This window comes from Luedemannella flava, from assembly GCF_039528515.1.
Classification (GTDB): domain Bacteria; phylum Actinomycetota; class Actinomycetes; order Mycobacteriales; family Micromonosporaceae; genus Luedemannella; species Luedemannella flava.
The window spans coordinates 1-6978 of record NZ_BAAALT010000265.1; the positions used below are offsets into that span (position 1 = coordinate 1).

The window sequence follows — 6978 nt, forward strand, 5'->3', positions numbered from 1 at the left end:
CGAACCCGGCCGCCAGCGCGACCCCGCTCGGCGGCCCGGCCCGCCGCGCGAGCGGCAGCGCGGGCGCGGACAGCGCCGGTGCGGGCATTCCGCCTACTGTCATCGCGTGCACTTCCCGCCGTACCTCACCGCGTTCGGGTTGACCCTGCTCGTCGAGGTGCCCCTGTACGTCGCGGCGCTGACCGGACTCTTCGCGGTGCGCTGGCGCGCCGCCGTGGTGGTGGCGTTGGTCGCCAACATCCTCACGCACCTGGCCCTCTGGTCCGTGCTGCGGCTGTTCACCGGCCAGCCGTGGTACCTCTGGCTCGTGCTGGCGGCCGAGGCGGGCGTGTGCTGGGTGGAATACCAGGTGGTGGCGGGCGGGCTCGCCCGGTGCCGACCCGCGCGTCCGCCGGCGGACCGCCTGGAGCTCGCGCTCGTCGCGACGGTGGTCGTCGGGGTCAACGGCGCCTCGGTGCTGGCCGGCGCTGTCGCGGGCCTCATCGACTGACGGTTCAGGCGTCGCGCTTCGCGCGCGCGGTGCGCTTCACCCACAGGACGAGGCCGACCACGATCGCGACGGCGACGAACACGCCGGCCCCGATCGCCAGCACCTCGGCGGCGACCCCCTCGGGCTCGGGCGCGACGTCAGCAAGGATCTCGGTCACGGTGGCCTCCCGATTCGTCCGTTGGCGTCACTGTAACGCCGCGTGGCCCGGCCAGTCTCCCCCATGTGGACGCCCCGAGCGGTCCCGACGGTGGAGGGGCGGCAGGCACGCGACCGCTAGCTTCCTACGAATGGCACGGTTCGCGATGTGGCGACTGCGGACGACCGGCGAGCGGATGCGACTGATCCTCGCCGGCGGGGCGGCTGTCATCGCGGCGCTCACGCTCGTACTCCTGGTGGTCGATCCGGACGGGGCACGCGGCCGGGACCAGGCGTTGCGCGGCACGGCGGCCGCGCTCGCCGCGGCGCCGTCGGTCCCGGTGAGTCCGTCCCCGCGCTCGGGTGTGCACGCGACGGCCGGTCGGCCCACGCGGACCGCCGCCCCGACAACCTCGCGGCGCACGGCCGCCTCCCCCACGCCGACCGTGACGGCGCGCGCGTCGGCGGCGGCCACGACGCGGGCCGCGCCGTTCGCCGTGACGCTGGAGGCGGAGGCGGGGGACCTGGGCGGCATCGCGCTGCGGCTCACCTGTGGCTGCTCGGGCGGGGCGGTGATCGGGCAGCTCGGGTCCGGCTTCATCGACGGGTTCCAGTGGCGCTCGGGCTGGCTGACATTCGACGGGATCTCGGTGCCGGCCGACGGCGACTACACGCTGACGGTCCACTACCGCGCCAGCCGCGACCGGGACCTGCGGATCTCCGTCAACTCCGGCTCGTCGGAGACGGTGCGCTGCGACGAGGCGTCGGCCGGCACGGTCACCGCGACGGTGCGGCTGGTCGCCGGGCGGAACACGATCCGGCTGTTCAACGACCACGGCCGCGCCCCGGACATCGACAAGATCAAGGTCTCCCGGTAACCCCGCCCGCCAAGCCGGCAGATCGCGGTCTGTCACGCGGGAGCCGGCGTTTCCCGCCCCGCGTCGCGATCACGAGGTTCGGGTGCCACCGTCGGGGGTCGTTGGCAACTATCTGTGGTCATCGCGTTAGCACCGAGATCTCCGGTTGCTGCGCAGAAGTGCGGCTGGGCCGCGCTCTGGCACACGAGACGGCGATCTTCCGCGAAAGCGCGGGGCGATGTGTCGCTTGTCCGGTCGTCGAGACTACGTGTTCGCACCGCTTTTGACGATCATGGAACCGAACGCGTCAACAGCGGGCGATCAAACCGCACGTTCGCACGCGAGTTCGTGATCTCCACACCGCGTCGGCACGGAGGGATGATTTGTGCCTCACTGGGCGCATATATCCAGCGGCGGAATAGACGACCGCTGGCAGGTTGTTGACGCGTCAGATACTTTTGATGGGTCACCACCCAGGAGGAAGCCATGCCAGCCGTCACCGCCGACACCCTGACGCTGCCGCGCACCCCGACGACCGACCCGGCCGTGGACCGCGACCGTCCCGTGGTCAGCCTCACCACCGCGCCTACCGGCTTCGAGGGCGAGGGCTTCCCGGTCCGCCGCGCTTTCGCCGGCGTCGATCTGCGGCTGCTCGATCCGTTCATCCACATGGACCAGATGGGCGAGGTGGAGTACGCGCCGGGCGAGCCGAAGGGCACCCCGTGGCACCCGCACCGGGGCTTCGAGACCGTCACCTACATGATCGACGGCGAGTTCGCGCACTCCGACTCCAACGGCGGCGGCGGGCTGATCACCAACGGTGATACACAATGGATGACCGCTGGAAGCGGCCTGTTGCATATCGAGACGCCGCCAGAGGCGCTCGTGGCCAGCGGTGGCCTGTTCCACGGCTTCCAGCTGTGGGTCAACCTGCCGCGCACGCTGAAGATGACCGAGCCGCGCTACCAGGACATCCGGGCCAGCAAGGTCTCGCTGCTCTCCTCCCCCGACGGCGGCGCGCTGCTGCGCGTCATCGCGGGCGAGGTGGCCGGGCACCCCGGCCCGGGCGTGACGCACACACCGATCTCGCTCGTGCACGCCACGCTGTCCGCGGGCGCGTCGCTCACGCTGCCCTGGCAGCCGGAGTACAACGCGCTGGTCTACGTCATGTCCGGCAAGGGCACTGTCGGCCCCAAGGGCCGACCGGTCCACATGGGACAGCTCGCCGTCTTCGGCGAGGGCGACACGATCACCGTGACGGCCGACCCCGCGCAGGAGTCGCGCAGCCCGAGCATGGACATCCTCATCCTCGGCGGGCGGCCGATCCGCGAGCCGGTCGCGGCGTACGGGCCGTTCGTCATGAACACCCGCGCGGAGCTGATGCAGGCCTTCGAGGACTACCAGGCCGGCCGGCTGGGCTCCATCCCGGCCGTGCACGGCGGCGGACCCGAGGGCGAGATCGCCTGACCTGACACGTTCGGCGGGGCCGGACGGGAACTGCCCGTCCGGCCCCGCCGTCGGTCACGGGTGGTTGCCCTGGCCGGTCCCCGGGTTGCCGGTGCCGTTGTTGTTGCCGTTTCCGGCGCCGTTTCCGGCGCCGTTGCCCGAGCCGTTGCCGTTGCCGTTGCCGTTCTGGCTTCCGCTGCCGGTGTCGACGGTGCCCTCCGACGCCTCGGTGGCCTCGGTGGGCTCGTCCGTCGGCAGGCCGGCCTCGACCGCTCCTTCGTCGATCCCGGTGTTCGCGGCGGGCGAGGGGGTCGGCGTCGGCGTGCCGGTGAGCTGCGGCGGAACAACCGAGCCGCCCTGCAGTTCGGCGGGGTCCTGGTCGCGCTCAGGCGGCCGGAAGCTCAACATGACCGTCCGCAGGAAGCCCTGGTCGCCAAGCCAGTCGAGGTCGCGGGTCACCCAGATGATCGCGGCGGTGCGGGCCCCGCCGTCGCCGTAGTGGAACGCCCGCAGCAGGCCGTGCAGGCGGTCGCCCGTACTCGATTCGAAGGTGAACTCCAGGTCGGCCGCGCCGCCGAGGTAGCTGGCCGGGCGCAGGCCGACCCGCGAGTACCCCGGAAGCTCCTGCTCCAGGGCCTTCTCCCGGGTGCGCAGTGTGGCGAGCAGGTCGCCCGCCGGCCACGCCGTGTCCACGCCCACGACCCGGGCGCCCGGCCGCTCCCGGAAGCAGATGGTGCCCTCCCGCGCCGCGTACACCGCGCCGACCGGGGCCGCGATCCGCAGCCCGGACGGCTCCCGGTGCCACACCCAGCCCGCCCGCATCGTGTACGGCCCGGGCGTGGTCGCCTTCGTGACGGGCGGCGGCGCTGTCGCGCGGGGTGCGGCGAAGACCCGCCCGCACGGCCCGTTGTCCCACATGACCGCGGGGACGGGCGCCGCGGTGGTCCCGGTGGTCTGCCCGCCGCCGGATCGGTCGCGGGTCTGCCAGGCCAACACGAGTACGGGTATGAGCAGCAGCGCCGCCGAAAGACTCGCCACGGCCGGCAGCCGGCCCCGCCCGACCCGCAGGTCCACGGCGCTGAGGGAGGATCGGGAGGTGGGCAGTTCCGCCGACGGCGCCTCATTCTCGGGCGTCGCGGGCGCGACGAGCTCTGTCGAGCGCTCGGTCAGGTGCGGCAGGGGGAGCCGGAAGCCGCGGTGGCGGCTGCCCTCCACGACGGCCCGCAGGCGCCGCTCGGCCTCGGCGGGCTTCATCCGCGCGTCCGGGTCGCGACGCAGCAGGCCGGCGATGACCGGCCGCAGCGGGCCGGCGTGCGGGGCCGGGTCGGGCGGCTCGACGGCGAGCGCCGTGAGCGTGGCCATCGTGGTGGGCCGCGCGTACGGCGACCGGCCCTCGACGGCCGCGTGCAGCGTCGCGCCCAGCGACCACAGGTCGCTCTGCGGGCTGGACGTGCCGTCCCTGGCCCGCTCGGGCGCGCAGTAGAGCGCGGTGCCGACCACGAGGCCCGGAACGGTCAGCGCGGTCTCACCGCTGTCGAGGTGGGCGAGGCCGAAGTCGGTCAGGACGACCCGACCGTCCTCGCTGAGCAGCACGTTGCCTGGCTTGACGTCGCGGTGCAGGACGCCGGCGGCGTGCGCGGCGCCGAGCGCGCCCAGCATGGCGAGCCCGATCTCGGCGGCCTGCCGGGGCTCCACCGGCCCGTCGGTGTGCAGCACCTTGTAGAGCGACCGGGACGGCACGTACTCCATGACGATCCACGGCCACGGCTCGGTGGGGATGACGTCGTAGATCTGCACGACGTTGGGGTGGTTGAGCCGGGCGGCCGCGCGCGCCTCGCGCAGGGTGCGCCGCCGCAGCTCCAGCTTCTCCTCGTCGCTCAGCCCGGCGGGCGGCACGACCTCCTTGACCGCGACCTCGCGGTGCAGCACCTCGTCGTGCGCCAGCCAGACCACGCCCATGCCGCCGCTGCCGAGCTGCCGTGTCAGGCGGTAGCGGCCGGCGATCGTGCGCGACGGGATGTCAGGCATGCGCTAACTGTGCCGTACTTGGGGCGCGCTGTCGCCCGCGGGTCGTCCGAAATGCACGTTCGACATCCTATTCATTCCTGTTGATCCGTAGCAATGTACGCACCCGACGCCGCACCGGCCCCGGGTGCGGGCCGATGCGGCATCGTGGATGGCGGGTGCCGGACGTGGGCCTCCGGGCCAGGAGCGCGCGGGTGCGGATGGCGGCGAATCAGCGGGCCGGGGCCGCGAGGCGCAGGGCCAGGGCCGGGCAGCGGCGGACCGCGCGCCGGGCGGACGACTCCAGCCACTCGGGCACGGCGGAGTCGGCGAAGGCCGGGAAGCCGTTGCCGTCCAGGCGGATCAGCTCCGGCGCGACGCTCGCGCACAGGCCGTGGCCGTCGCAGCGGGCCCAGTCGACCGCGAGTTTGCGGCCGGCCGCCGCGCGCGGCACGGGCAGGATGCCGCGCACCGCGTTGCCACAGCCGCCGCGCTGCGTGTGCGCGGCCACGTCCGCCGGGAACGCCTCCAGCGTCGAGATGACGAACCGGGCCGTACCGTCGGGGTGTGCGCACGCGCCGCGGCCCTTGACCGCGTCCGCCACCCGGCGCACCGCGGCGACCGCGTCCGCGCCGGCCATGCCGTTCGCGAGCGTGGCCAGGGCGTCGGCGACGTCGGGCAGGCCTGTGCGGCAGGGACCGCACTGGCCGGCGGACTGGGCGGCGAGGTACTGCGCGACCTGGGCGGCCTCGCCCAGCGGGCAGGTGCCCTCCCCCAGCGGCAGCACGATGCCGGCACCCAGGGAGCCGCCGACCGCCTTCAGCCCGGCCCGGGAGACCTCGGCGCGCATGGCCGCGTCCTGGCCGATCCAGGCGCCGTGATAGCCGCCGACCAGCACGCCGGGGCCGATCACCCCGCCGCACAGCCGCAGCACGTCCATGAGGCGTACGCCGGTGGGCACCTCGACGACGGACGGGAACGCGGCCGAGCCGCCGACGGACAGCAGAACGGTGCCGGGCTCCTGCGGGATGCCGACCGAGGCGTACCCGGCCGGGCCGAGGCGCGCGGCGACCGCGAGCTGCGCGAACGTCTCCGCGTTGGACAGCAGCGTGGGCCGGCCGTCCACGCCGCTCTCGGCGGCGAGCACCTTGCGGCCCGGCGGGATCGGGGCGCGCCCGTTGACGCCGTTGACCAGCGCGCCGCTCTCCCCCGAGATGAACCGCTCGGGCTGGACGACCACCTTCGTGGGCACCGCCATGCGCCGCTCGGCGAGCGCCCGGCTCAGATAGTCCGCGCCGGCCCCACCCTCGGCGACGCCGATGGTGATGGACCGGGCGCCCAGAGCGTGCGCGGCGAGCAGCGCGCCGTCGAGGATCAGGTGCGGCACGCGACTGAGCAGCATCTTGTCCTTCCAGCTGCCCGGCTCGCCCTCGGTCGCGTTCACCACCACGTGGCACTCGGCGCGCCGCCGCGCGGCCTGCTGCGCGACCGCGCGCAGCTTGGTGGCGAACGGGAAGCCCGCGCCGCCCCGGCCGGTCAGCTTGATCTCGGTGGTGAGGACGACGAGGTCCTCGACGCTGAGCGGCGGGAGCGGGCCGTGCACGTTGCGGTGCGTGGCGAAGTCGAGGCGGGGCAGCCGGTTCAGGCCCGCCGTCAGGCGCGCGGGCCCGATGTGGCGGACCGGCGGCACGCTCACCGGTGACCCACCATCAGTCGTTGCCCTTCATGAACGCCCAGAACGCCTCGTCGGAGATGCCCGACTCGTCGCGGCCCCGACCGCGCCGGCGCGGCCGCGACACCTTGGCGCTCGGCAGCGGCGCTGGGGTGGACGTCGCCCGCGGCGCGCGGGGACCCTGGCGGGGCGCGATGGGCGGGAGCCCCGACACGGGACGCACGCCGGGCGCCGACATGGGGCTCGGCGTCGGCATGGGTCGTGGCGTCGGGGTCGGCGTGGGCGCCCCCTGGAACGCGGGACCGGACACCGGCTGGTGGTTGCCCGTGGGCACCCGGGCCCACTCGCCGCTGCGCGCGGCGCGGGCCAGGTCG

The 6978-nt window shown here is 74.3% G+C and carries 6 protein-coding genes and 1 pseudogene; 3 read left to right on the forward strand and 4 right to left on the reverse strand.

All coding sequences use genetic code 11. From position 1 onward, the window contains the following. Positions 1-106 precede the first annotated feature (106 nt). Positions 107-490 carry a hypothetical protein gene (locus ABD211_RS29600; RefSeq protein ID WP_344138934.1) on the forward strand — a complete coding sequence of 128 codons (384 nt, stop codon included), beginning with the start codon at positions 107-109 and terminating at the stop codon, positions 488-490. 4 nt (positions 491-494) lie between these two features. Here the strand turns inward: ABD211_RS29600 and ABD211_RS29605 are convergent, their stop codons facing one another. Beyond that, positions 495-647 carry a hypothetical protein gene (locus ABD211_RS29605; RefSeq protein WP_344138936.1) on the reverse strand — a complete coding sequence of 51 codons (153 nt, stop codon included), beginning with the start codon at positions 645-647 and terminating at the stop codon, positions 495-497. Positions 648-777: 130 nt separating this feature from the next. On the opposite strand from ABD211_RS29605, the gene ABD211_RS29610 reads away from it, so the two are divergent. Together ABD211_RS29610 and ABD211_RS29615 are read left to right on the forward strand one after the other, a co-directional pair. Next, complete coding sequence (locus tag ABD211_RS29610; protein WP_344138938.1) at positions 778-1503, forward strand: carbohydrate-binding protein; 726 nt, start codon at positions 778-780, stop codon at positions 1501-1503. Positions 1504-1968: 465 nt separating this feature from the next. Next, positions 1969-2949, forward strand: a complete 981-nt coding sequence (locus tag ABD211_RS29615; RefSeq protein ID WP_344138940.1) for a pirin family protein — start codon at positions 1969-1971, stop codon at positions 2947-2949. A 54-nt stretch (positions 2950-3003) separates the two neighbouring features. Here ABD211_RS29615 and ABD211_RS29620 read toward each other — a convergent pair whose 3' ends face one another. The 3 genes and pseudogenes from ABD211_RS29620 to ABD211_RS29630 form a co-directional block, all read right to left on the reverse strand. After that, positions 3004-4956, reverse strand: a complete 1953-nt coding sequence (locus ABD211_RS29620) for a serine/threonine-protein kinase (protein WP_344138942.1) — start codon at positions 4954-4956, stop codon at positions 3004-3006. 208 nt (positions 4957-5164) lie between these two features. Beyond that, positions 5165-6628, reverse strand: coding sequence for an NADH-ubiquinone oxidoreductase-F iron-sulfur binding region domain-containing protein (locus ABD211_RS29625; RefSeq protein WP_344138944.1), 1464 nt, complete (start codon positions 6626-6628; stop codon positions 5165-5167). Positions 6629-6641: 13 nt separating this feature from the next. Next, a pseudogene (locus tag ABD211_RS29630) lies at positions 6642-6978 on the reverse strand (hypothetical protein); the annotation flags it as partial.